The organism is Streptomyces rubradiris, assembly GCF_016860525.1.
GTDB classification, from domain to species: domain Bacteria; phylum Actinomycetota; class Actinomycetes; order Streptomycetales; family Streptomycetaceae; genus Streptomyces; species Streptomyces rubradiris.
Genome location: NZ_BNEA01000015.1, coordinates 4,806,970 through 4,831,783 on the forward strand (window position 1 = coordinate 4,806,970; position 24,814 = coordinate 4,831,783).

A 24,814-nucleotide genomic window follows, 5' to 3' on the forward strand; every position below is an offset into this window, starting at 1 on the left:
CGGCCTGGCGCCGGGCGGAGGCGGCGCGCGCCGAAGGGTGGAGGCATTCCCGGGAATGCCTCCACCCGACGATGGAGGCCTCCTAGGGGTTCCTCCGTACCCCGGCTCGGGGAGGGTTCGTCCCGGCGGAGGAGGAGCCCGGCCGAGGGCACTCCATAACCTGGTCTCACGCCGCTGGGGGGCGGCGAACCACACCGGCGGGGGTGGGGTTTTCCCCCCGGAAAGAAGGGGCTCCGCACCAGCGCGCGACGCCCTCGCCGACCGCGAGACTCATCGACGTACTCAGACGACGACCCGGCACCTCCGGGCGCCGTGCACCGCCCTGTCGACCGACATAGGAGACATACCGTGACATCGGCTGTAACGATTCCCAGGCACGGGGGTACTGGAGGGCGTACGGCCGTCGCGGCGCGGGCGCGCCAGGTCGTGAAGGCGTACGGGACAGGGGAGACCCGTGTCGTCGCGCTGGACAGCGTGGACGTGGACGTCGCCCGCGGCCGGTTCACCGCGATCATGGGCCCCTCCGGGTCCGGCAAGTCGACCCTGATGCACTGCCTGGCCGGCCTGGACACGGTGACGAGCGGTCACATCCACCTGGACGACACCGAGATCACCGGCCTGAAGGACAAGAAGCTCACCCAGCTGCGCCGGGACCGCATCGGTTTCATCTTCCAGGCGTTCAACCTGCTGCCCACGCTGAACGCCCTGGAGAACATCACGCTGCCCATGGACATCGCCGGCCGCAAGCCCGACCGGGCCTGGCTGGAGCGGGTGGTGGAGACCGTCGGGCTCACCGGGCGCCTCAAGCACCGCCCCACCCAGCTCTCCGGCGGCCAGCAGCAGCGCGTCGCCGTGGCCCGCGCCCTCGCCGCCCGCCCGGAGATCATCTTCGGGGACGAGCCGACCGGAAACCTCGACTCGCGCGCGGGTGCCGAGGTGCTCGGCTTCCTGCGCCGCTCGGTGGACGAACTCGGCCAGACCATCGTCATGGTCACCCACGACCCGGTGGCCGCCTCCTACGCCGACCGCGTGCTCTACCTCGCCGACGGCCGCATCGTCGACGAGATGTACCAGCCGACGGCCGAACAGGTCCTGGACCGCATGAAGGACTTCGACGCCCGGGGACGTACGTCGTGACCGTTCTCAAGACCTCGATGCGCAACTTCGTCGCGCACAAGGGACGCATGGCGCTGTCGGCGGTCGCCGTGCTGCTGTCGGTGGCGTTCGTGTGCGGCACGCTGGTGTTCACCGACACCATGAACACCACCTTCGACAAGCTGTTCCAGGCCACGAGCTCCGACGTCCAGGTCAGCCCCGCAAGCGCCTCCGACACCGGGCAGACCACCACCCGCACCGGCAAGCCGCCCGTGCTGCCGGCCTCGGTCGTCGGCAAGGTCCGCGGCGCCCAGGGCGTGAAGTCGGCCGAGGGCACGGTGTTCTCCACCTCGGTCACCGTCGTGGACGCCGACAAGGACAAGCTGTCGCCCGGCAACGGCGGGCCCACCATCGTCGGCAGCTGGAACGGCAACGACGCCCGCACCATGGAGATCACCTCCGGCACCGCCCCCAAGGGCCCGGACCAGGTGATGATCGACGCCGACACCGCCGACCGGCACGGCCTTGAGCGCGGCGACGAGATCGGCATCATCACGGCCGTCGGCACGCACCACGCGCGCGTGTCCGGCATCGCCGCCTTCAAGGTCACCAACCCCGGCGCGGCGATCTTCTACCTGGACACCAGGACCGCCCAGCAGACCCTCGTCGGCCGCACCGGCGTCTACACCACCGTCAACGTCACCGCCGCCGGCGGCGTGAGCGACGAGCGGCTGAAGAAGAACGTCGTCGCCGTCCTCGGCCAGGACTACAAGGTGCAGACCGCCAAGGAGGTCGCCGACGCCAACCAGAAGGAGCTCCAGAGCTTCCTGAACGTCATGAAGTACGCGATGCTCGGCTTCGCCGGGATCGCCTTCCTGGTCGGCATCTTCCTGATCATCAACACCTTCTCCATGCTGGTCGCCCAGCGCACCCGGGAGATCGGCCTGCTGCGCGCCATCGGCTCCTCCCGCAAGCAGGTCAACCGCTCGGTCCTGGTCGAGGCGCTGCTGCTGGGCGTGGTCGGCTCCGTCCTCGGCGTCGGCGCGGGCGTCGGCCTCGCCATCGGCCTGATGAAGCTCATGGGGCAGATGGACATGAAGCTGTCCACCGACGACCTGACGGTGGCCTGGACCACCCCCGCGCTCGGCCTGCTCCTCGGCGTGGCCGTCACCGTCCTCGCCGCCTATCTGCCCGCCCGGCGCGCCGGCAAGGTCTCCCCGATGGCCGCCCTGCGCGACGCCGGCGCCCCCGCCGACGCCCGGTCCGGTGCCGTCCGCGCCGTCCTCGGCCTGCTGCTGACCGCCGCCGGCGGCTGGAGCCTGTACACGGCCGCCACCGCCGAGCAGGCCAAGACCGGCTCCGGCTGGCTGGGCCTGGGCGTGCTGCTCACCCTGATCGGCTTCGTCGTCGTCGGCCCGCTGCTCGCCGGCGCGCTGGTCCGCGTCCTCGGCGCGGTCCTCCTGCGGGTCTTCGGACCCGTCGGCCGGATGGCCGAACGCAACGCGCTGCGCAACCCGCGCCGCACCGGCGCCACCGGCGCCGCCCTGATGATCGGCCTGGCCCTGGTGGCGTGCCTGTCGGTGGTCGGCTCCTCCATGGTGGCCTCCGCCACCGACCAGCTGGACAAGACCGTCGGCGCCGACTTCATCATCCAGGAGGACAACGGCGAGGTCATCACCAAGCAGGCGGTGCGGGCCGTCAAGGACACGCCCGGCCTGGCCCGGGTCACCGAGTACAAGCTCCTGGACGCCACCCTGACCACGCCGGACGGCCGTACCGTCCCGAAGGAGACGATCAACGCGGCCGACCCGGCGTACGCCCGGGACGTGCGCACCAAGACCGTCGCCGGCGACCTCGCCGACGCCTACCGGCCCGACTCGATGTCCGTCTTCGAGGGCTTCGCGAAGGAGCACGGCATCAAGCTCGGCTCCACGGTCACCGTCCGCTTCGAGGACGGCGGGACGGCGAAGCTGACCGTCCGCGCGATCACCAGCGACGAGGCCGTCATCGACAAGGGCGCGATGTACGCCTCCATCACCACGGTCGCCAAGTACGTCCCCGCCGACCGCATGCCGCTGGACGACCTGCTGTTCGCCACCGCCGAGGACGGCCAGGAGAAGCCCGCCTACCAGGCGCTGAAGTCGGCGCTGCACGAGTTCCCGCAGTACACCGTGCGCGACCAGACCGACTACAAGCAGGAACTGAAGGACCAGATCGGCCAGCTGCTGAACATGATCTACGGCCTGCTGGCGCTGGCGATCATCGTCGCGGTCCTCGGCGTGGTGAACACCCTGGCGCTGTCCGTGGTCGAGCGGACCCGGGAGATCGGCCTGATGCGGGCCATCGGCCTCTCCCGCCGCCAGCTGCGCCGCATGATCCGCCTGGAGTCCGTGGTGATCGCCGTCTTCGGTGCCCTGCTCGGCCTCGGCCTCGGCATGGGCTGGGGCGCCACCGCGCAGCAGCTCCTCGCCCTGGAGGGCCTGAACGTCCTCGACATCCCCTGGCCGACGATCACCGGCGTGTTCATCGGCTCGGCCTTCGTGGGCCTGTTCGCCGCGCTGGTCCCGGCGTTCCGGGCGGCCCGGATGAACGTCCTGAACGCGATCGCCACCGACTAGCGCACCGGCCCGGCCGGCCACCGCGCACGGCGGGGCCGGGCCGCGGCCGACGGCCACCGCGCACAGGGGACGCGGGGGAGCGTCCGGCGCCGGGGAGCCTCGGGGCTTCCCGGCGCCGGGTCGTGTGCGGGCGGTCCCGGGTTTTCCACAGGGCCCGTACCCGAGCCCGTACCCAGGGCGCGGGGTTGTCCACAGGCTCCAGCGGCGGCGCCGACACCGTCGTACGCTGGACAGCCCCGGCCCGCCACACGAGTCGGGCCCTTCGTGTTGCCGACCCCCTGGACGGAAAAAGCCTCCATGAGCCTGCACGGTCTGCTCGACGCCGTCGTCAAGGACCCCGCCCTCGCGGAAGCGATGCGCGCGGCAGCGGACGGCAACCGCCCGCACGTCGACCTGGTCGGCCCCCCGGCGGCCCGGCCCTTCGCCGTCGCCGCCCTGGCCCGGGACGCCGGCCGCCCGGTGCTGGCGGTCACCGCGACCGGCCGCGAGGCCGAGGACCTGGCCGCGGCCCTGCGCTCCCTGCTGCCGCCCGAGGGCGTCGTGGAGTACCCCTCCTGGGAGACCCTCCCGCACGAGCGGCTCAGCCCCCGCAGCGACACCGTCGGCCGCCGCCTCGCCGTCCTGCGCCGCCTCGCCCACCCCCGCCCCGACGACCCCGAGACCGGCCCCGTCTCCGTCGTCGTGGCCCCCGTGCGCTCCGTGCTCCAGCCACAGGTCAAGGGCCTCGGCGATCTGGAACCGGTGGCCCTGCGCACCGGGCAGAGCGCCGATATGGACGACATCGTCGAAGCCCTCGCGGCCGCCGCCTACGCGCGCGTGGAGCTGGTCGAGAAGCGCGGCGAGTTCGCCGTGCGCGGCGGCATCCTGGACGTGTTCCCGCCCACCGAGGAACACCCCCTGCGCATCGAGTTCTGGGGCGACGAGGTCGAGGAGATCCGCTACTTCAAGGTCGCCGACCAGCGCTCCCTCGAAGTCGCCGAACACGGCCTGTGGGCGCCCCCGTGCCGCGAGCTGCTGCTCACCGACGACGTCCGCACACGCGCGCGTGCCCTCGCCGAGGACCACCCCGAGCTGGGCGAACTGCTCGGCAAGATCGCCGAGGGCATCGCGGTGGAGGGCATGGAGTCCCTGGCCCCCGTCCTGGTGGACGACATGGAGCTGCTGCTCGACGTGCTGCCCAAGGGCGCCATGGCCGTCGTCTGCGACCCGGAGCGGGTCCGCACCCGCGCCGCCGATCTCGTCGCCACCAGCCAGGAGTTCCTCCAGGCGTCCTGGGCGGCCACCGCCGGCGGCGGCGAGGCCCCCATCGACGTCGGCGCGGCCTCCCTGTGGTCCCTCGCCGATGTCCGTGACCGTGCCCGCGAGCTGGACATGATGTGGTGGTCGGTCTCCCCGTTCGCCGCCGACGCCGACGCCGCGGGCGACGCCGACACCCTCAAGCTCGGCATGCACGCGCCCGAGACCTACCGCGGCGACACCGCGCGCGCCCTCGCCGACACCAAGGGCTGGCTCGCCGACGGCTGGCGCACGGTGTTCGTCACCGAGGGCCACGGCCCGGCCGCCCGCACCGTGGAGGTACTCGGCGGCGAGGGCATCGCCGCCCGCCTGGACGCCGACCTCGGCGAACTCGCCCCCTCCGTGGTGCACGTCTCCTGCGGCTCCATCGAGTACGGCTTCGTGGACCCCGCCCTCAAGCTGGCCGTGCTCACCGAGACCGACCTCTCCGGGCAGCGCACCGCCGGCCGCGACGGCGCCCGCATGCCGGCCCGCCGCCGCAAGACCATCGACCCGCTCACCCTGGAGCCGGGCGACTACATCGTCCACGAACAGCACGGCGTCGGCCGCTACATCGAGATGGTGCAGCGCACCGTGCAGGGCGCCACCCGCGAGTACCTGGTCGTGGAGTACGCGCCCGCCAAGCGCGGCCAGCCCGGCGACCGGCTGTACATCCCGACCGACCAGCTGGAGCAGATCACCAAGTACGTCGGCGGCGAGGCACCCACCCTGCACCGTCTCGGCGGCGCCGACTGGACCAAGACCAAGGCCCGCGCCAAGAAGGCCGTCAAGGAGATCGCCGCCGACCTGATCAAGCTGTACAGCGCGCGCATGGCCGCCCCCGGCCACGCCTTCGGCACCGACACCCCCTGGCAGCGCGAGCTGGAGGACGCCTTCCCCTACGCCGAGACCCCGGACCAGCTCACCACCATCGCCGAGGTCAAGGAGGACATGGAGAAGTCGGTCCCGATGGACCGGCTGATCTGCGGCGACGTCGGCTACGGCAAGACCGAGATCGCGGTGCGGGCCGCCTTCAAGGCCGTACAGGACGGCAAGCAGGTCGCCGTCCTGGTGCCCACCACCCTGCTGGTGCAGCAGCACTACGGCACGTTCTCCGAGCGGTACGCGCAGTTCCCCGTCAACGTGCGCGCCCTGTCCCGGTTCCAGACCGACACCGAGGCCAAGGCCGTCCTGGAGGGCCTGAAGGACGGCTCGGTGGACGTCGTCATCGGCACCCACCGCCTGTTCTCCTCCGAGACCAAGTTCAAGGACCTCGGCCTGGTCATCGTCGACGAGGAGCAGCGCTTCGGCGTCGAGCACAAGGAGCAGCTGAAGAAGCTCCGCGCCAACGTCGACGTGCTGACGATGTCCGCGACCCCGATCCCGCGCACCCTGGAGATGGCGGTCACCGGCATCCGCGAGATGTCCACGATCACCACGCCCCCCGAGGAGCGCCACCCGGTGCTCACCTTCGTCGGGCCGTACGAGGAGAAGCAGATCGGCGCCGCCATCCGCCGCGAACTGCTGCGCGAGGGCCAGGTCTTCTACATCCACAACCGCGTCGAGTCCATCGACCGCGCGGCGGCCAGGCTCCGCGACATCGTCCCCGAGGCGCGCATCGCCACCGCCCACGGCCAGATGTCCGAGTCCGCGCTGGAACAGGTCGTGGTCGACTTCTGGGAGAAGAAGTTCGACGTGCTGGTGTCGACCACGATCGTGGAGTCCGGCATCGACATCTCCAACGCCAACACCCTGATCGTGGAGCGCGGCGACACCTTCGGCCTGTCCCAGCTGCACCAGCTGCGCGGCCGGGTCGGCCGTGGCCGCGAGCGCGGGTACGCCTACTTCCTGTACCCGCCGGAGAAGCCGCTCACCGAGACCGCGCACGAGCGCCTGGCGACCATCGCCCAGCACACCGAGATGGGCGCGGGCATGTACGTGGCGATGAAGGACCTGGAGATCCGCGGCGCCGGAAACCTCCTGGGCGGCGAGCAGTCCGGCCACATCGCGGGCGTCGGCTTCGACCTGTACGTCCGCATGGTCGGCGAGGCCGTCGCGGACTACCGGCGTCAGCTGGAGGCAGGGGAGCCTTCGGCGGGAGGGGCGGAGGAGCCGCCGCTGGAGGTCAAGATCGAGCTGCCCGTCGACGCGCACGTCCCGCACGACTACGCGCCCGGCGAGCGCCTGCGCCTCCAGGCCTACCGCTCGATCGCCTCCGCCAACAGCGAGGAGGACATCAAGGCGGTCCGCGAGGAACTCACCGACCGCTACGGCAAGCTGCCCGAACCGGTGGAGAACCTGCTGCTGGTGGCCGGCCTGAGGATGCTCGCGCGCGCCTGCGGCGTCGGCGAGATCGTGCTCCAGGGCACCAACATCCGCTTCGCGCCGGTGGAGTTGCGCGAGTCTCAGGAACTGCGGCTCAAGCGGCTCTACCCGGGTACGGTCATCAAGCCGGCCGCCCACCAGGTGCTGGTCCCGCGCCCGAAGACCGCCAAGGTCGGCGGCAAGCCGCTGGTCGGCCGGGAACTGCTGGCCTGGGTCGGCGAGTTCCTCACCTCCGTCCTGGGGTAGCGGAGGACCTGGACGTGGACGGGGGCGCGCGTGCGTATCGGTGAGCTGGCCGAGGCGACCGGAGCGACACCGCGCGCCCTGCGCCACTACGAACAGCAGGGCCTGATCACCTCCGCCCGCGCGGCCAACGGCTACCGCGAGTACGACGTCGGCACGGTCGTGCGGGTGCGCAACATCCGCCGGCTGCTCGCGGCGGGCCTCACCCTGGACGACGTCCTGGTGTTCCTGCCCTGCCTCGACGGTGACGTCACCGCCGGCCCCGCCTCCGCGAAGGCGCTGAAGGTCGCCCGGGACCGGCTGGCCGTCCTGGACGCCCGCATAGCGGCCCAGACGGAGTTGCGGGAGCGGCTGGCGGCGGCTCTGCGGGAGGCGGGCGCCGAGGTCCCCTGAAGAAGTGGCCGACCCGCCTGAGTCGGGTCAGGAGACGACCGCGCCGCCGTCCACGGGCAGTACGACGCCCGTCACGAACGACGCCCGCGGGGAGGCGAGACGGGTGATGGCCCAGGCGACCTCCTCGGGGCGGCCGATCCGGCCGAGCGGGGTGTGGGCGAGCTGCCATCGCCGGATGGCGGCCCGCTGCTCGGGGGTGTAGCCGGAGTGGTCGGCGATCGGCGTCTCGATCGCGCCCGGGGCCACCGCGACCACCCGGATGCCGTGCGGCGCCAGTTCCACCGCCCAGCTGCGGGTCAGCACCTCCAGCGCCGCCTTGCCCGCCGCGTAGAGCGAGTTGCCGGGCCAGCCGCGCTGGCCCACCGCCGTCGTCACGTTCACCACCACCCCCCGGCTCTCCTCCAGTGCGGGCAGCGCGGCCTGGGTGAGCAGCACGGGCGCGAGGAGGTTGGTCTCCAGCAGCGGCCGTACCGACGCGCGGGTGTAGCTGCGCAGGGAGTCGGTGGTGACCACGGCCGCGTTGTTGACCAGCACGTCGATCCGGCCGTAGCGCTCCAGCGCGGTCCGTACGACGGCGGCGGGCCCGTCCTCGGCGGTCAGGTCGGCGGACAGGGGCGTGATCCCGGGGTGCCCCTCGGCGGTCTCGGCCAGCGGCGCGGAACGGCGGCCGACGGCGACGACCCGGGCGCCCTCGGCGGCGAACGCGCGCGCCGTCGCCCGGCCGATGCCGGTACCGGCACCGGTCACGAGGACCGTACGAGGGTGCGGGGAGGGGCTGGTGCGGGAGGTGCTGTTCTCGCTCATGCCGGGATCGTCGGACCCTGACGCCAATGACAAGGTCAAGCGGCGCATGTTCACCGGATGAAACAGTACTTTTCCTGCCATTATCAGATAACGCCCCATCTGCTGGGCGGCGACGGGAAGTTACCGTGGAGGGCGGAACGACCCGCCCCGCTTGAAGGGCGGACCAGCACGAGCAAGGGGGGCGCACCGTGACGCGTCTGAGGGGCGGGGTGGTCACCGCCGTGGCCACGCTGGTCGCCGTGACCGGCTGCACGGCCGAGCAGGACAAGGGGTCCGCCGGGCCCGGGGAGGGCAAAGGCGGCGGCGCGGCCCTGGCCGCCGCCGAGTCACTGACCGTCAAGGGACGCGCGCCGAAGAGCGGTTACTCCCGAGACCGCTTCGGCACCGCGTGGGCCGACACCGACTCCAACTCCTGCGACACCCGCGACGACATCCTCAAACGCGACCTGAAGGAAGTGAAGTTCACCGGAGGCACCTGCAAGGTCACCTACGGCCTGCTGGACCCCGACCCCTACTCCGGCAAGAGGATCACCTACCGGCGCGGTCGCAGCCAGGTCGACATCGACCACGTCGTGGCCCTCTCCGACGCCTGGCAGAAGGGCGCCAAGTACTGGGACCCCGGCAAGCGCATCGCCCTGGCCAACGACCCGCTCAACCTCCTCGCCGTGGACGCGCGCACCAACCGCGGCAAGGGCGACGGCGACGCGGCCACCTGGCTCCCGCCCGACAAGGCCTACCGGTGCGAGTACGTCGCCGCCCAGGTGGCGGTCAAGAAGAAGTACGGCCTGTGGGTCACCGCCGCCGAACAGTCGGCCATGAAGAAGGTCCTCACCGGCTGCCCGGACCAGAAGCTGCCCACCGGCGGCAACCCGACCCGGGCGCCCGAACGCTTCCGGGCCCGGTGACCAGGTAAATCACTGTCCCGGCGGGCCCGCCCCGCCTACCGTGACCCCTATGGACATCAAGGTGAGCAGCCTCGCCGAGCGGCCCGACCGGCTGCCGGCGGTGTTCGACATGCCCGACACCTGGCCCGAGTTCGTCACCCACGACCTCGTGGGCGCCACCCACTACGGCCGCATCCCCACCGAACTGCCGGAATACGCCCTGTTCGCCGAGGACGGGGACGGCCGGGTCGTCGCCCACGCCTACAGCGTGCCCTTCGCCCTGCACGCGCCGGGCCGGGGCACCCTGCCCGCCCGGGGCTGGGACCAGGTCCTGGCATGGGCCTTCGCCGACCTGCGCCACGGCACCTGCCCGGACACGGTCAGCGCCATCTCGGTCACCATCGCCCCGCACGCCCAGGGCCGGGGCCTGTCCGCCGTCCTGCTCTCCGCGATACGGGACAACGCCCGCGAGCGCGGCTTCCGCGAGGTCGTCGCCCCCGTCCGGCCGAGCGCCAAGCACCGCGAACCGCGCACCCCGATCGCCGAGTACGCCCACCGGGTCCGCCCCGACGGGCTGCCCGAGGACCCGTGGCTGCGCGTCCACGCCCGGGCCGGCGCCACCATCGACTCCATCGCCCCGGCCTCCATGACCGTCGGCGGCTCGCTGGAGGAGTGGCGCCGCTGGACCGGGCTGCCCTTCGACCGCCCCGGCGACATCGAGGTGCCCGGCGCGCTGGTCCCGGTCCGCTGCGAACCGGAACGCGGGTACGCCGTCTACGTCGAACCCAACGTCTGGATGTGGCACCCGCTGTGACCCCGCGCCGGGCCCGGCCCCGTACCGGCCCTTACAGCGCGTCCAGGTCGATGATCTCCCCCGCGGGCTTGTCCGCGGCGACCGGCCGGTCGAAGTCGCTGAAGGACAGGTGGATCTGCTCCTTGGCCTTGGCGCCGCTGTCGATCCGCAGCAGGTACGGCTTGCCCTCGGTCGCCACGTGCGCCGTGTAGTCGTCCGCTCCGTCCTTCTCGTGCAGGACGATCGCGGGCTTGCCGTCGACCTTCGTGGTCTTGCCGCGGGTGGCCTCCGTGTCGCCGTCCTTCATGTCACCGAGGATCGTGTCCAGGTCGCAGAAGCTCGCGATGTCCTTGGCGTCCTGGCCCTTGGCGGCCGTCTTGGTCCACTTCCCGGCGAGCATGCCGACCGCCGCGTCGGTGTCCTCCTTGGACTCCTCGCTCTGGGCACGCAGGAACTTCTCGTCGTACTTCATGTAGATCGTGCCGCCGGACCTGATCAGGTCGGCCTTGCCCTGGCCGCTGAAGCTCAGCGTGCCGGCGCACCGGCCCTGCTTGTCGAGCGCCATGTCGATGTCGATGAAGCCCTTGCTCTCGTCGTCGGGGACCCGGCCCTTCATACGCAGCGACGAGGAACCGGTGGTGGTCTTCATCGACCGCTCGACGATCTGACCGCCGCTCAGCCCGGCGAACGGGCCCTTCGGCTTGCTGTCGGCCGAGTCGTCCCCGGACTGGCAGCCGGTGGTGAGGCCGGCGGTGGCCGCGGCGGCGAGACAGAGAGCGGCAAACGCGGTACGACGCATGGGGGTTCCTTGGTGAGATAGGTGTTCTGGTGAGCGGGGAGCCGGACGGCTCCGTGGGGGGTGAGTGGTACGGGGGTTCTACGGGGTGGTGGGGTGAGGTGCCGTAACGGCGCTGGGTGTGGGTGTCCCCGCGCCGGGGCGGGCAAACGGGTCAGATCCTCTTCCAGTCACCGCAGTCGTCGGTCTTGAAGTAGCCGTCCGAGGCGCTGAGGGTGACGACGGCCGTACCGGTCACATGGTCACCGGCGAGGAACGAGTCCGGGCCGTGCTCGGCGTCCTTGGTGCGCTCCCAGTAGCAGGTGCCGCCGGTGTTCCCGGTCGACTTGTAGGTGCCCGGCGCGATGTCCGTCCCCACCTGGAACATGCCCGCGTCGCCGTCCATGGAGGTGGCGGGAGTGCCCTTCGCCGTGGGGGCAGTCGGGTCCACGAGCTCCCAGTCGGCGCAGCCGAAGAACCGGAACACCTTGTCGGTGGGCATGACGGTCACGTAACCCGTGCCGTTGAGCCGGTCGCCGGCGAGTGTGGCGTCCGGTTGGCCGGAGGCGTCCCTGGCGCGCTCCCAGTAGCACGTGTCATCGGGGTTGCCGGTCGTGCGGTATGTCCCCGGCTTGATGTCGGTGCCCACCTGGTAGTCGCCGTTGTCCCCGAAGGTGGTCTTCATCTTCTCGGCCGCCCGGGCGCGCCTTGAGTCGGCGGAGCCGCCCGAATTCTCGCTTGCACCGCCGGGCTTGTGTGGGGCCGAGGGCGAGGAGCCGGCCCGGGCGCCGTCACCCGAACCGCCGGCCTTGGAATGGCTGCCGACGGTGGCGGACACGGCCCCGATGACGGCGAGCCCCACCACCGCACCGACCGCGAGCCTGGCCCTCATGCCCATGACGTATCCCTCCCCGAATGCGGACGGTCTCCCCCTCCGGCGACCGCTCGTTCGCTGGGTCAATAACAACAGAGCGTGTGAACCGAGTCAACACGGTTCACACTTGGGGGTGAGTACACGTCCGTGAACCCATCGATCTTTGTGTACGCCGGTATGCTCGGCGCACACACGGGACGAGGGGAGCGAAGCCGGTGCAGGACAACGCGACAGAGGTGACCGCGGCGGGGATCGCCCGACTCGCCGGAGTGGGCCGGGCCGCCGTCAGCAACTGGCGCCGCCGGCACGCCGATTTCCCCAAGCCGGTCGGTGGCACCGAGACCAGCCCCTCCTTCGCCCTCGCCGAGGTCGAGGCCTGGCTGCGCAAGCAGGGAAAACTCGCGGAAGTACCGCTGCGTGAACGCGTCTGGCAGCAACTCGCCGGCCACCCGGAGGGCCCGCTGACGGCCCTGGTGCACACCGGCTGCGTGCTGCTGCTGATCCACGAGCGCCCCACGGTCTGGCTCGACGCGAGCGCTGGCTCCGACGCGAGGCTGGCCGCGATGCTGCCGGGGGCGTTGGAGAAGGTGCTGACACCGCGAGTGGGGGGAGTACGGGGGCGCGGGGGAGCGGGGGTTGGAGGCGCGGGCGCGGGTGCGGGTGTGAGGGCGGGCGCCGGTGCCGGGGTGGCCGCGGGTGCCGGTGATGGCGTGAACGCGGCGTTCCGGCGGGCTGGTGTGAGCGGGGCGTTTGGGCAAGCCGGTGTGAACGGGCCGAGCCACACGTCCGTTGGGAACGCGGGTTTCGCGTCGCCCGGTGTGAACTCTGGGTCAGGGGCGGCCAGTGTGAACTCGGAGCCGGGGTCGGCCGGTGTGAACTGGGAGTCAGGGTCGGCCGATGTGAACTCGGATCTCACCGTGCCTGCTGTGAACCCCGAACCCACCGCGCCCGGTGTGAACTCCGCCCCCACCCAGCCCGCTGTGAACACATCGTCATCGGCACCAGCTGTGAACACTCCGCCCACCGTTCACAACGAGCCGCCCGTTCACAACGAGTCACCCGCTCACAACGCCCCAACCAGCCACGGCCAATCACCGGTTCACAACGCGTCGGCCGTTCACAACCGACCCACTCGGCCCACTGTTCACAGCCCCGCTCCCGGCACCCCCACAAGCGCCGCCGGCACCCCCAGCGCCCCGACCACCCCCGCCGTCCCCGCCCCCGCCACCCCCACTCCCACCCCCACTCCCGCCCTGACCACCCCCACCGGCCCCCAACTCCTCCCCTCCGTCCCCCTCCTCCGCGGTGCCGCCGAACTCGCCGCCGAGATCGGTGCCCGGCAGACGTTCGAGTTCCTGCTGGGCCGGCACCTGGACGCCAACCCCCGCCAGTACACGCTCACCCCGGCCGAGTTGGCGGGCCTCATGGCCGACCTGGCCGGCCCGGCCCGCACCGTCCTGGACCCGGCCTGCGGCACCGGTGCCCTGCTGCGCGCCGTGGACCCCCGCCCCGGTCAGGAGCTGTACGCCCAGGACAGCGCGCCCGAACTCGCCGCGCTCAGCACGCTGCGGCTGGCGCTGCACAGCCGGGCCACCGTGCGTGCCGCCGTCGGCGACACCCTGCGCGCCGACGCCCACCCCGGGCTGCTCGCCGACGCGGTGCTGTGCCATCCGCCGTTCAACGAGCGCAACTGGGGTCACGACGAACTCGCCTACGACCCGCGCTGGGAGTACGGCTTCCCGGCGCGCACGGAGTCGGAGCTGGCCTGGGTGCAGCACGCGCTGGCCCGGCTGACCGACGGCGGTACCGCCGTCCTGCTGATGCCGCCGGCCGCCGCCTCCCGCCGTTCCGGCCGCCGGATCCGGGCCGATCTGCTGCGCCGGGGCGCGCTCAGGGCCGTGGCCGCGCTGCCGGTCGGCGCGGCACCGCCGTACAACATCCCGCTGCACCTGTGGGTGCTGCGCCGGCCCGACCGGACACCGGCGGCGCCCGAGGTGCTGCTCGTGGACACCGGGAGGTTCGCCGGGGAGGCGCGGGGCGGCCCGGACTGGGAGGCGGTACGGGAGGCGGTACTGGACGCCTGGCGTGCCTTCGCGCGCGAGGGGCGGCTCGCGGAGCGGCCCGGCCTCGCCCGTTCCGTGCCGGTGATCGAACTCCTCGACGACGATGTGGACCTGGCGCCCGCCCGGCATCTGCCGCCGGCCGCGGTGGCCGACGGCGCGGAGCAGCTCACGCGGGTGCGCGAGCGCCTGGGCGCGACCCTGCGGCTGACCGCCGACCTCACCCCGCCGCCCGCCGACCCGGCCCCGCCCGCGCGCTGGCCGCTGACCACCGTCGGCGAGCTCGCGCGCGGGGGCGCGCTGGTGATGCGTACCGGCGGAAACGGCGGCCACGCGCGCGTGCCGGTGCTCACCGACCACGACGTCCTCGCCGGGACGTCGCCCTCCGGGACGCTGCCCGAGAGCGAGGAGGAGGCCGTGCTGACCGAGCCCGGCGACGTCGTTGTACCCGTGCTCGGCGGGGGCGCGGTGGCGCGCGTGATCGACGAGGCGACAGGGGGCGTCGCCCTGGGGCGCAACCTGGTGCTGCTGCGTCCCGATCGCACGGCGCTCGATCCGTGGTTCCTGGCCGGGTTCCTGCGCGGTACCGCCAACAACCGGCAGGCCAGCAGCTACGCCTCCACGGCGACCCGGCTGGACGTGCGCCGGCTGCACCTGCCCCGGCTCCCGCTGGAGGAACAGCGCCGCTACGGCGCGCGCTTCCGTGCCCTCGACGAGTTCGAGCGGGCGCTCAGGCACGCGAGCCGGCTCGGGGAGCAGCTGGTGCGCGGGATGTACGACGGGCTCACCGACGGCACGGTGGCACCGGACTGATGGCGCGCGGGCGGGCGGACAACGGTTCGGTACAGCCTCGATCATTTGTCCGTGCCGGGCCATATGCTCGAAGCGACCATCGCACGAGCGGCGTGGTCCGCCCGCCCGCCGACCCGCCGGGCGGGCGGCACGCCCACTTCCAGGACCGGGAGCAGCCATGCAAGGCCACGGCCACGGACAGCCGGTGACGCAGCCACCGCACACCGCGTGGCTGGTCTGCCTGCGTGTGCTGTTCGTGGCGCTCGGAATCCTGACCATCGGCTTCATGTCCTGGGCGCTGCTGCTGCGGCTGGCGATCGTCACGCGCCGGTCGCTGGACTGGGGGCTGTTCGTGGCGGTGCTGGCCGCCGACATCCTCGCCGTCGTCCTGCTGGGCCTGGAGCCGGGCGAGGAGATCCACACCACGGGCGGCTATGTGGGCCTGATACTGGTGCTGGGCACGCTCGTGGGCTCGATCGCGTACTACCTGGCCGCGGACATCCAGCACTTCGCGCTGCGCCGGCAGGCGTACGCGGCGGTGCCCGGGGCGCCGACGTACGGCTACCCGGCCCCCGCGGCCGCGTACGGCGCGACGACCGTACCGACCCCGGCGCCGACGGCGCTCATACCGCCCGTACCGCCCGTACCGGTCGTACCGGCCGCGCCGACCGCGTCCGCCCCGGCCGTACCCACCGCCACGCCCCCGCCCCCACCCCCGGCCCCGTACGCGCCCCCGCCCGCGCCCGTTCCCGCGCCTCCGTCGGCCGCCCCGCTGCCGCGGCCCCCGGCGCCCGCGCGGATCGAGCAGGTGCGCGCGGAGCTGGACGAGCTGAGTGACTACCTGCGCCGGCAGGACGGCCACGAGGGCGGTCGGTGAGCGTGACGACGGGACGAGTCGTCGCCGGGCGCTACGAACTGTCCACGCTCATCGGGCAGGGCGGCATGGGCCAGGTCTGGACGGCGTACGACCGGCGGCTGGACCGGCGGGTGGCGGTGAAGCTGCTGCGCCCGGACAAGGTGGCGGGCCAGGAGACGGACGAGCTGCGCCGCCGGTTCCTGCGCGAGTGCCGGACCACCGCGCAGGTGGACCACCCCGGCCTGGTGACGGTGCACGACGCGGGCAGCGAGGGCGACGAGCTGTTCCTGGTCATGCAGTACGTCGACGGCGCCGACCTGTCCGACCACCTCGCCGAGCACGACCCGTACCCGTGGCCGTGGGCGGTCGCGGTGGCCGCGCAACTGTGCGCCGTGCTGAGCGCCGTGCACGCCGTGCCGATCGTGCACCGCGACCTCAAGCCGCGCAACGTGATGGTGAAGCAGGACGGCACGGTCACCGTGCTCGACCTGGGCGTGGCCTCGGTGATGGACACCGACACCACCCGGCTCACGCACACCGGCTCCCCGATCGGCTCGCCGGCCTATATGGCGCCCGAGCAGGCGATGGGCGGCGCGGTCGGCCCGTACACCGACCTGTACGCGCTCGGTGTGCTGATGCACGAACTGCTCAGCGGGGAGGTGCCGTTCGCCGGTTCCACCGCGCTCGGGGTGCTGCACCGGCACCTGTACGAGCCGCCGCTGCCCGTGCGCCGGATCCGACCCGAGGTCCCCGAGGCGCTGGAGTCCCTGGTGCTGCGCCTGCTGGCCAAGGACCCGCAGCACCGGCCGGCGTCCGCGCAGGAGGTCTACGAGGACCTGGCGCTGCTGCTGCCGGCGCGCGGCACACCAACCGGGGCGCCCCTGGACCCCACGCGCCCCTTCCTGCGTCCGCACGCCCCTTGGCCGGACCGCGCGCGGACCCCCGCGCACCAGCCCGCTCCGGTCACGCCCGCGCCGCCGGAGATCGAGAAGCCCGATGTCGCCGCCGCTGTGGACGAGGCGAAACAACTGCTGGGCGAGGGCCGTATCACGCAGGCCGTGGACATTTTGGGCGCGATCCTGCCGGCCGCCGCCGAACAGCACGGCGAGCACTCCCCGGTCGTACGCACCCTGCGCAAGCAGTACGCGGCCACGCTCCTGGACGACGGCCAGTACCGGCGCGCGCTGCCCGAACTGCGCCGCCTCGCCGACGAACGCGCCGCCGAGGCGGGCCAGGCGGACGCGCAGGCACTGCGCTACCGCTACGAGGCCGCGCAGTGCCTGGAGCAACTGGGCGAACCGGCGGCGGCACTGGCCGAGTACCGCGCCCTGCTGCCGTACTACGAGAACCAGTACGTTTCCGGGGACCCGGGACTCGCCCACGAGGTGCGCCGGCGTGTCGGTCATCTGCTGCTCGCGCTCGGCGACCGGGCGGCCGCCCACGACACGCTCGCGCGGCTGGTGACGGACGTCGAGCGGCTGCACGGCCCCGGCCATCCGCTGGCCGTGGAGATCCGGCGGACCCTCCAGTGGCTCGGACAGGTGCGCGGATAGATTGTCCGTCGGCTTCGCCAGGCACGCGCGCACGCACGCGCGCGAGCCGCCGTACACGAACAGGGGTGGGATACATGGCCGGACACCGGCAGTCCAAGAAGCGCAGATACATCGCGTGGGGAGCGGTCGGCGTGGTGGTGGCCGCCGGGGCCGGCATCGCCGCCCAGACCTCCATGGCCGCCACCAGCTGGCCCGCGCAGAAGACGTTCACCGGCCGCGCCTTCGACACCTGCACCGCGCCGTCGCTGTCCGCGATGAAGGCCTGGCACACCGGTTACTACGGCGCCGTCGCCGTCTACGTGGGCGGCAAGAACCGCGGCTGCGCCCAGCCCAACCTCACCGCCTCCTGGGTGAAGTCGGTGAACTCCCTCGGCTGGAAGCTCATCCCGATCTACGTCGGCGCGCAGCCGCCCTGCCAGACCGGCTCCAGCCCCGAGAAGCTGTCCGCCGCGACGGCCGCCTCGCTGGGCGCGAAGGACGCCGCCGACGCCGTGGCCAAGGCCTCCGCGCTCCGCATGAAGGCAGGCAGCCCCATCTACCTGGACATGGAGGCGTACGACATCAAGAACAAGGCGTGCAACGACGCCGTCCTGACGTACGTGCGCTCCTTCACGAAGACGCTGCGCGCCAAGACCTACCGGGCCGGCTACTACGGCTTCACCAGCTCCAGTGCCAAGGCCGTCGCCACCGCCGCGGACAAGAAGGACCTGCCGGGCAACCTCTGGTACGCGCTGTACGACAAGAAGGACACGACGACCGCGGACTGGCCGTGGGGCGCCGGTCAGTTCACCCCGCACAGCCGCGGCCACCAGTACCTGGTCAACAGCAAGGAGACGCGCGGCGGTGTCACGCTGACCGTGGACCGGAACTCCTGGGACGCGCCGGTGGCCATCATCGGCTGACCCGGCGGCCCGCTCCCCGAGCGGCGCGGCGGTGCCCGAAGCGGGTGCGAATCGTTGGTCGAATGGGTTGGCCGCGGCCTGCCCACTGCCTACCATCGATCACCGCAAGACTTTGTGCACCGTCGCACAATCTCCCCCCAGGAGGTTCACCTTGCACCGCCGCCGTCGCACCGCGCTCGTCCTCACCGCCGCGATCGCCGCCGCGGCCCCCCTGCTGACCGCCTGCGGAAGCGAGGCGCACCCGGGCGCCGCGGCCGTCGTCGGCGGACAGCGGATCACCGTGGCCCAGCTGGAGAGCCGGGTCCAGGAGGTCCGCCGGGCCCAGCGGGCCGCGGTCCCGGACGAGACGCAGTACCAGCAGGTCGTCTCCTCCACCAGCAGCCTCACCCGGGACACCCTGCACAACATGGTGCTCGACCGGGTGCTGCACCGCGCCGCCCGGGACAAGGGCGTCACGGTCACCCGCGCGGAGATCCAGCGGATGCGCGCGGGCCTCGAACGGCAGGCCGGCGGCGGCAAGGGCCTGGAGACGGCCTGGCTGCAGAAGTACGGCATCGCGCCGGCCCGCCTCGACGACAACCTGCGCCTGCAACTGGAGGCGCAGAAGCTCGCCGCCGAGCTCGGCACCGACACCAGCCAGCCCGCGTTCTGGAAGGCCCTGTCCAAGGCGTCCACGGAGCTCCACGTGGACCTCAACCCGCGCTACGGCTCCTGGGACGTGCAGAAGAGCAGCCGGGTGGACGCCAAGACGCCATGGGTACGGGAGGCCACGGCGGTGGCGGGCGGACAGCCGGTGACGATGTAGACGGGGACCGGGCGGGGTGGCGGCCGGTGCGGATCCCGTACCGGACCGGAACCCGGAAACGGAATCGGAACCGGAACTTCCGGTCGTACGATCACACGAGCGCCTGAGCCCTGTGGATAACTCGGTCCACCCCTCCGCGGCGTGGGTTACGTTCGGATCGTGAACGAATCCAGCGCCGAAGCCCGCCACGAACCCAGCGCCGACCCCAGCCCCGCCCCCGGCCGGGAAGCCGCCCCCGGCCGCGTCATCCTGCTGACCACCAGCCACCGCGTCGCCCCCGGCCTGCTGTCCTGGCCCGCCTGGCAGGCCCTGCGCGCCGCCGACACCGTGCTGTGCGCGGACGGCGCGCACCCGCAGCTGCCGTATCTGCGCGAGGCCGGGATAGCGGTCACGGAGGCGTCCCCCACCGCGCGGGAGCTGGTCGACGCCTGTGCCGGCGGCCGGACGGTGGTGGTCGTGGCGACCGGCGAGGGCGAACCGGCGCTCACCGACGGCCTCGCCCGGCTGGCCGGCTCCGGCCGGGTCGCCATGCCGGAGCTGGAGCTGCTCCCCGCCTCCTACGACCTGCCCGGCGCCCGCCTGCTGGACCTGGTGCAGGTCATGGACCGCATCCGCGCCGAGTGCCCCTGGTCCTCCCGGCAGACCCACGAGGGCCTGGCCAAGTACGGCATCGAGGAGGCATACGAACTGGTCGAGGCGATCGAGGCCGGCGACCGCGAGGAACTGCGCGAGGAACTGGGCGATGTCCTCCTCCAGGTCGTCTTCCACTCCCGGATAGCCGAGGAGGACCCGGACGCGCCGTTCTCCGTGGACGACGTGGCCGGCGGCATCGTCACCAAGCTGATCCACCGCCACCCGCACGTCTTCGGCGACGAGCGGGCGGAGACCCCGGAGGACGTCAAGGCGCACTGGCTGCGCACCAAGGCCGAGGAGAAGCGGCGCACTTCCATAACGGAGGGCGTCCCGCTCGGCCAGCCCGGCCTGGCCCTGGCCGCCAAGCTCGCCTCCCGCGTCCGCACGGCGGGCCTGGAGGTGCCCCTGCCCCGCGGCGAGGGCATCGGGTACGAGCTGCTGGCGCTGGCGGTCGCCGCCGAGGCGGACGGCGTCGACCCGGAGGCGGCGCTGCGGGCGGCGGCCCGGGTGTACCGGGACGCGATCAAGGACAGCGAGGCGGCGCGCGCGGCGGGCGGCGGGAAGGAGGACGAGGCGTAGGCGGACCACCTTCCGGCTCCCGGGGCCCCACCTGATACCGCCCGGCCACCGGACTGGGCCGCCGCTCAGCTGCCCCGCTGCCCGGCCGCCGGGACTGGGCCGCCGCTCAGCTGCCCCGTAGCCCGGCCGCCGGACCGGGCCCTCGCCCCGCCACCCAGTTGCCCGCCGCCCCGCCGCCCGAAGGCGCTCGGCGAGGTGCCCGCTCCGCCGGATACCGTCGAAGAGTGACCGACCAGCACCACCCCGACCAGCCGGCCCCCGCCCACCAGCCGACCCCGGCGGACGAGCCGGCCCCCGCCGAGCAGTCGGCCCCCGCGGACGAGCCGACCCGCGCCGAGCACTCGGCCCCCGCGGAGGAGCCGGCCCCCGCCGAGCACTCGGCCCTCGGGGACGAGCCGGCCGCCGCCGACGAGCCGGCCCCCGCCGAGCAGTCGGCCCCCGCGGACGGGCAGGCCCTCGCGGACGAGCCGGCCCCCGCCGAGCAGTCGGCCCCCGCGGACGGGCAGGCCCTCGCGGACGAGCCGGCCCCCGCCGAGCAGTCGGCCCCCGCGGACGGGCAGGCCCTCGCGGAGGAGCCGGCCCCCGCCGAGCAGTCGGCCCCCGCGGACGAGCCGACCCGCGCCGAGCACTCGGCCGCCGCGGAGGAGCCGGCCGCCGCGGAGGAGCCGGCCCCCGCCGAGCACTCGGCCCTCGCGGACGAGCCGGCCGCCGCCGACGAGCCGGCCCCCGCCCTGTTCACGTGGGAGTTCGCCGCCGACCCCTACCCGGCCTACGCCTGGCTGCGCGAGCACGCCCCCGTGCACCGCACCCGGCTGCCGAGCGGGGTCGAGGCATGGCTGGTCACCCGGTACGCCGACGCCCGGCAGGCCCTGGCCGACCAGCGGCTGAGCAAGAACCCGGCCCACCACGACGAGCCCGCGCACGCCAAGGGCAAGACCGGCATCCCCGGCGAGCGCAAGGCCGAGCTGATGACGCACCTGCTGAACATCGACCCGCCGGACCACACCCGGCTGCGCAGGCTGGTCAGCAAGGCGTTCACCCCGCGCCGGGTCGCCGAGTTCGCCCCCCGGGTGCAGGAGCTGACCGACCAGCTCATCGACCGGTTCGCGAAGACCGGCTCCGCCGACCTCATCCACGAGTTCGCCTTCCCGCTGCCCATCTACGCCATCTGCGACCTGCTCGGCGTCCCGCGCGAGGACCAGGACGACTTCCGGGACTGGGCGGGCATGATGATCCGGCACGGGGGAGGACCGAGGGGAGGGGTCGCGCGGTCCGTGAAGAAGATGCGCGGCTATCTCGCCGAGCTGATCCACCGGAAGCGCGCGGCGCTGTCCGCCACGCCCGCGCCCGGCGAGGACCTGATCTCCGGCCTGATCCGCGCCTCCGACCACGGCGAGCACCTCACCGAGAACGAGGCCGCCGCGATGGCCTTCATCCTGCTGTTCGCCGGCTTCGAGACGACCGTCAACCTCATCGGCAACGGCACCTACGCCCTGCTCACCCACCCCGGCCAGCGCGCCCGGCTCCAGGACTCCCTGGCCCGTGGTGAACGGGACCTGCTGGAGACGGGCGTCGAGGAACTCCTGCGCTACGACGGCCCGGTTGAGCTGGCCACCTGGCGGTTCGCCACCGAGCCGCTGACCATCGGCGGGCAGGACATAGCGCCGGGCGACCCGGTACTCGTCGTCCTCGCCGCCGCCGACCGGGACCCGGAGCGGTTCGCCGACCCGGACGCGCTGGACCTCGGCCGCCGCGACAACCAGCACCTCGGGTACGGCCACGGCATCCACTACTGCCTGGGCGCTCCGCTCGCCCGGCTGGAGGGCCAGACCGCGTTGGCCACCCTGTTCACCCGCCTGCCCGACCTGCGGCTCGCCGCGGATCCGGCCGACCTGCGCTGGCGCGGCGGGCTCATCATGCGCGGCCTGCGCACCCTGCCGGTGGAGTTCACACCGCCCGCCTGAACACAGTCTCTCCAGACAAAGGTGACACTTTCTCAACCCTGTGATCTTCACGTGATCTGTGCGGCATGAACTTGTGACAAGTGATCGTCTGCCGATACGTTCACCCATCAGCGCGGCGAGCGGCTCCAACCGCCGCGCCGGTCCTGCTGTCGCTCGAAAGGCTTCTGCATGCTCTCCGGGAACGGTCGACACCGTCGCCCCCGCCAGGCTCCGGCCCTCCTTGTCGCGGCCGGAGTGACCGGCTCCGCCATCGCCATCCCGCTCCTCGGCGCGGCGAGCGCCAACGCGGCCGACGGCACCACGTGGGACAAGGTGGCCGAGTGCGAGAGCGGCGGCTCCTGGAGCGCGGACAACGGCACCGGGTACTACGGCGGCCTGCTGATCTCGCAGGAGGACTGGGACAAGTACGGCGGCGGCCAGTACGCGGCCAGCCCCGACCAGGCCAGCCGCCAGCAGCAGATCGCCGTCGCCGAGAAGATCCTGGCCGACCGGGGTACGACCCCCTGGGCCACCTGTGCCCTGCTGTCCGGCCTGACGCGGAACTCGGGGTCCATGGAGGTCGACACGGGCGTCGACGACTCCGGCGGCACCGGCGGTTCGGCGGATGCGTCCGGATCGGCAGGCGGCTCCGGTACGTCCAAGGCTCCCGGAACCTCCGACCCGTCCGGCCGGCCGGACGCGTCGCCCTCCACCGGCTCCACCGGCTCCACCGCCGACCCGGGGTCCGGCCCCTCCTCGGACCCGACCGGCACGCCGTCCACCAAGCAGGACAAGGGCGACAAGGCCGGCAAGGGTGGCGAGGGTACGGGCAAGGCCGCCGGCGAAGAAGCGGACAAGGCGGCCGACAAGGGGGCGGGCGAGACCCCCGGTTCCACCGGCACCGACACCACCAAGTCCGACAAGTCCCCCACGCCCGACACCGGAAACACCCAGTACCCCGGCGGCGCCCCGACGGCCACCCCGGACGCCGGGACCGTGAGCAACCCGCAGCAGGCGGCCGGGTCTTGGAGTCTGGTCGACACCGGAACCGTCGGCACCGGCGGACGCCACCGGGGCCCCAGTGCGGACGAAACCCTGACAAACGGTCAGAACGGTACTGCGTCCGGCCGTCACGCCTCCCGTGAAACGGACACCTACACCGTCCGCCAGGGCGACTCGCTGTCCTCCATCGCCGACTCCCTTGACGTCGACGGCGGGTGGCACGCGCTGTACGCCGGCAACAAAAAGGCCATCGGTGCCGACCCGAACCACATCACCGCCGGTCAGACCCTGAACGTCCAGGGCGAATCGGACGCGAAGTAGCGGGACTTGGTGCCCCACTTACTGCCCTGATGTCCGGTTTGGCGAAAGTGTGGGATGAGTCTCAGAAGCCCTGATCGTCTTTGAAATTCCGGCGATCACCTGTCTACGGTCGAGGCCGCTCGTCACCGCGAGCCCCGGCTTCCGCCACGCCGAATCCTGCCGGCGGTCGCCCGGGAACAGTCGTCGCGTCAAGCGCCGTAGGCAGGAGCGGGGGACCCAAGGTAAGCGCCGGGCCCAGCAGTTGAGGCTGGGACCGGCTGGGGGTGAAGCCGCGTCACGCGAAAGCGTCGGACGCGGCCGGGCAACTCAACCGGCCCGAACCCGACAGCTCACCTCGCAGGCGTCGGTGAGGGGAATCGATCCATGCTGTTTTCCGGCAAGGGCAAGCACCGTCGTCCGTCCAAGGCCGTCCGCGCCGTCACGCTCGCCGGTGTCACCGGTGCCGCCGTCGCCGCCCCGCTGATGGCGGCCGGCAACGCCTCCGCCGCCACCGCCTCCCAGTGGGACGCGGTCGCCCAGTGCGAGTCCGGCGGCAACTGGTCCATCAACACCGGCAACGGCTACTACGGCGGTCTGCAGTTCTCCGCCTCCACCTGGGCCGCGTACGGCGGCACGCAGTACGCCGCCACCGCCGACCAGGCCAGCAAGTCGCAGCAGATAGCCGTCGCCGAGAAGGTCCTCGCCTCCCAGGGCAAGGGCGCCTGGCCGGTCTGCGGCACCGGCCTGTCGAGCACCCCGTACAACGGCTCCGCCCCGGCGCCGTCCGTCCCGTCCGCCCAGGACTCGGGCACCTCCACCCGCTCCGCCGACCAGCAGGCCGCCTCCCGCTCCGCCGAGCGTCCGGCCGCCTCCACGGGCAAGAGCACCAGCACCAGCAAGAGCACCGGCTCGGGCAAGAGCACCGGCGGCGCGAGCAAGACCGTCACCACCCCGACTGGCAAGAAGGTCAAGAAGGGCGACGGCGAGTACAAGGTCGTCGAGGGCGACACGCTCAGCACCATCGCCGCGGAGCACCACGTCGCGGGCGGCTGGCAGAAGCTGTTCGAGCTGAACAAGGACATCGTCCAGGACGCCGACCTCATCTACCCGGGCCAGCAGCTCCACCTGAAGTAAGCCCCCCGGGACCCCACGGCCCGCACATCCCGGCGGGCCCCAGGCTCCCCCGGGCCCCGTACGGCCACGGCCCCCAGGGTCCGTACGGCCAAGGCCCCCAAGGCCCGTACATCCAGGCGGCCCCCCAAGGCCCCGTGCGGGCCACCCCCGTCCCCCAAGGGCTCCCCGCCCCGGCG

18 protein-coding genes and 1 riboswitch are annotated in these 24,814 nt (G+C 72.8%); of the genes, 15 read left to right on the forward strand and 3 right to left on the reverse strand.

Annotated features, from left to right (window positions below):
- The first annotated feature begins 348 nt into the window (after positions 1 to 348).
- The 4 genes from Srubr_RS34655 to Srubr_RS34670 all read left to right on the forward strand — a co-directional run bounded on the left by Srubr_RS34655 (position 349) and on the right by Srubr_RS34670 (position 7,949).
- Positions 349 to 1,137 carry an ABC transporter ATP-binding protein gene (locus Srubr_RS34655; protein WP_189992050.1) on the forward strand — a complete coding sequence of 263 codons (789 nt, stop codon included), beginning with the start codon at positions 349 to 351 and terminating at the stop codon, positions 1,135 to 1,137.
- Positions 1,134 to 3,713 (forward strand): ABC transporter permease, encoded by a 2,580-nt coding sequence (locus Srubr_RS34660; RefSeq protein ID WP_189992047.1) that lies wholly within the window; start codon positions 1,134 to 1,136, stop codon positions 3,711 to 3,713. The genes Srubr_RS34655 and Srubr_RS34660 overlap by 4 nt, the downstream gene beginning before the upstream one ends.
- A 297-nt stretch (positions 3,714 to 4,010) precedes the next feature.
- Positions 4,011 to 7,559, forward strand: a complete 3,549-nt coding sequence (gene mfd / locus Srubr_RS34665; RefSeq protein WP_189992045.1) for a transcription-repair coupling factor — start codon at positions 4,011 to 4,013, stop codon at positions 7,557 to 7,559.
- A gap of 30 nt (positions 7,560 to 7,589) precedes the next feature.
- Complete coding sequence (locus Srubr_RS34670; protein ID WP_189992042.1) at positions 7,590 to 7,949, forward strand: MerR family transcriptional regulator; 360 nt, start codon at positions 7,590 to 7,592, stop codon at positions 7,947 to 7,949.
- Positions 7,950 to 7,976: 27 nt separating this feature from the next.
- On the opposite strand, the gene Srubr_RS34675 is transcribed toward Srubr_RS34670, so the two are convergent.
- Positions 7,977 to 8,753: an SDR family NAD(P)-dependent oxidoreductase gene (locus Srubr_RS34675; protein WP_189992040.1), complete on the reverse strand. Its 777-nt coding sequence runs from the start codon at positions 8,751 to 8,753 to the stop codon at positions 7,977 to 7,979.
- A gap of 188 nt (positions 8,754 to 8,941) precedes the next feature.
- Here Srubr_RS34675 and Srubr_RS34680 point away from each other — a divergent pair, with 188 nt between their 5' ends.
- Both Srubr_RS34680 and Srubr_RS34685 read left to right on the forward strand, forming a co-directional pair.
- On the forward strand, positions 8,942 to 9,658 hold the full coding sequence (locus tag Srubr_RS34680; protein ID WP_189992038.1) for an HNH endonuclease family protein: 717 nt from the start codon (positions 8,942 to 8,944) through the stop codon (positions 9,656 to 9,658).
- A gap of 49 nt (positions 9,659 to 9,707) precedes the next feature.
- The gene (locus Srubr_RS34685; protein WP_189992037.1) at positions 9,708 to 10,451 is read left to right on the forward strand and encodes a GNAT family N-acetyltransferase; all 744 of its coding nucleotides are present in this window, start codon (positions 9,708 to 9,710) and stop codon (positions 10,449 to 10,451) included.
- A 31-nt stretch (positions 10,452 to 10,482) separates the two neighbouring features.
- Here the strand turns inward: Srubr_RS34685 and Srubr_RS34690 are convergent, their stop codons facing one another.
- The gene (locus Srubr_RS34690; RefSeq protein WP_189992034.1) at positions 10,483 to 11,229 is read right to left on the reverse strand and encodes a hypothetical protein; all 747 of its coding nucleotides are present in this window, start codon (positions 11,227 to 11,229) and stop codon (positions 10,483 to 10,485) included.
- 151 nt (positions 11,230 to 11,380) lie between these two features.
- Positions 11,381 to 12,097 (reverse strand): hypothetical protein, encoded by a 717-nt coding sequence (locus Srubr_RS34695; RefSeq protein ID WP_229926552.1) that lies wholly within the window; start codon positions 12,095 to 12,097, stop codon positions 11,381 to 11,383.
- Positions 12,098 to 12,294: 197 nt separating this feature from the next.
- On the opposite strand from Srubr_RS34695, the gene Srubr_RS41130 reads away from it, so the two are divergent.
- From Srubr_RS41130 to Srubr_RS34745, 9 genes are all read left to right on the forward strand, one after another.
- Positions 12,295 to 14,952, forward strand: a complete 2,658-nt coding sequence (locus Srubr_RS41130; RefSeq protein ID WP_229926551.1) for an N-6 DNA methylase — start codon at positions 12,295 to 12,297, stop codon at positions 14,950 to 14,952.
- Positions 14,953 to 15,136: 184 nt separating this feature from the next.
- A complete protein-coding gene (locus Srubr_RS34710; RefSeq protein WP_229926550.1) occupies positions 15,137 to 15,808 on the forward strand; it encodes a hypothetical protein in 672 nt (223 codons plus the stop codon).
- Between the two features lie 38 nt (positions 15,809 to 15,846).
- The gene (locus tag Srubr_RS34715) at positions 15,847 to 17,340 is read left to right on the forward strand and encodes a serine/threonine-protein kinase (protein ID WP_268257572.1); all 1,494 of its coding nucleotides are present in this window, start codon (positions 15,847 to 15,849) and stop codon (positions 17,338 to 17,340) included.
- A 74-nt stretch (positions 17,341 to 17,414) separates the two neighbouring features.
- The gene (locus tag Srubr_RS34720; protein ID WP_189992027.1) at positions 17,415 to 18,242 is read left to right on the forward strand and encodes a glycoside hydrolase domain-containing protein; all 828 of its coding nucleotides are present in this window, start codon (positions 17,415 to 17,417) and stop codon (positions 18,240 to 18,242) included.
- A gap of 151 nt (positions 18,243 to 18,393) precedes the next feature.
- Positions 18,394 to 19,047 carry a SurA N-terminal domain-containing protein gene (locus Srubr_RS34725; protein WP_189992025.1) on the forward strand — a complete coding sequence of 218 codons (654 nt, stop codon included), beginning with the start codon at positions 18,394 to 18,396 and terminating at the stop codon, positions 19,045 to 19,047.
- A gap of 159 nt (positions 19,048 to 19,206) precedes the next feature.
- The gene (locus Srubr_RS34730; protein WP_189992023.1) at positions 19,207 to 20,259 is read left to right on the forward strand and encodes a nucleoside triphosphate pyrophosphohydrolase; all 1,053 of its coding nucleotides are present in this window, start codon (positions 19,207 to 19,209) and stop codon (positions 20,257 to 20,259) included.
- Between the two features lie 731 nt (positions 20,260 to 20,990).
- Entirely contained in the window at positions 20,991 to 22,223 is a 1,233-nt protein-coding gene (locus tag Srubr_RS34735; RefSeq protein ID WP_189992741.1) for a cytochrome P450 family protein, read from the forward strand.
- 168 nt (positions 22,224 to 22,391) lie between these two features.
- The gene (locus Srubr_RS34740) at positions 22,392 to 23,525 is read left to right on the forward strand and encodes a LysM peptidoglycan-binding domain-containing protein (protein ID WP_189992021.1); all 1,134 of its coding nucleotides are present in this window, start codon (positions 22,392 to 22,394) and stop codon (positions 23,523 to 23,525) included.
- A gap of 183 nt (positions 23,526 to 23,708) precedes the next feature.
- A riboswitch (cyclic di-AMP (ydaO/yuaA leader) is annotated at positions 23,709 to 23,883 on the forward strand.
- 5 nt (positions 23,884 to 23,888) lie between these two features.
- A complete protein-coding gene (locus Srubr_RS34745) occupies positions 23,889 to 24,638 on the forward strand; it encodes a LysM peptidoglycan-binding domain-containing protein (RefSeq protein WP_189992019.1) in 750 nt (249 codons plus the stop codon).
- Positions 24,639 to 24,814: the final 176 nt, after the last annotated feature.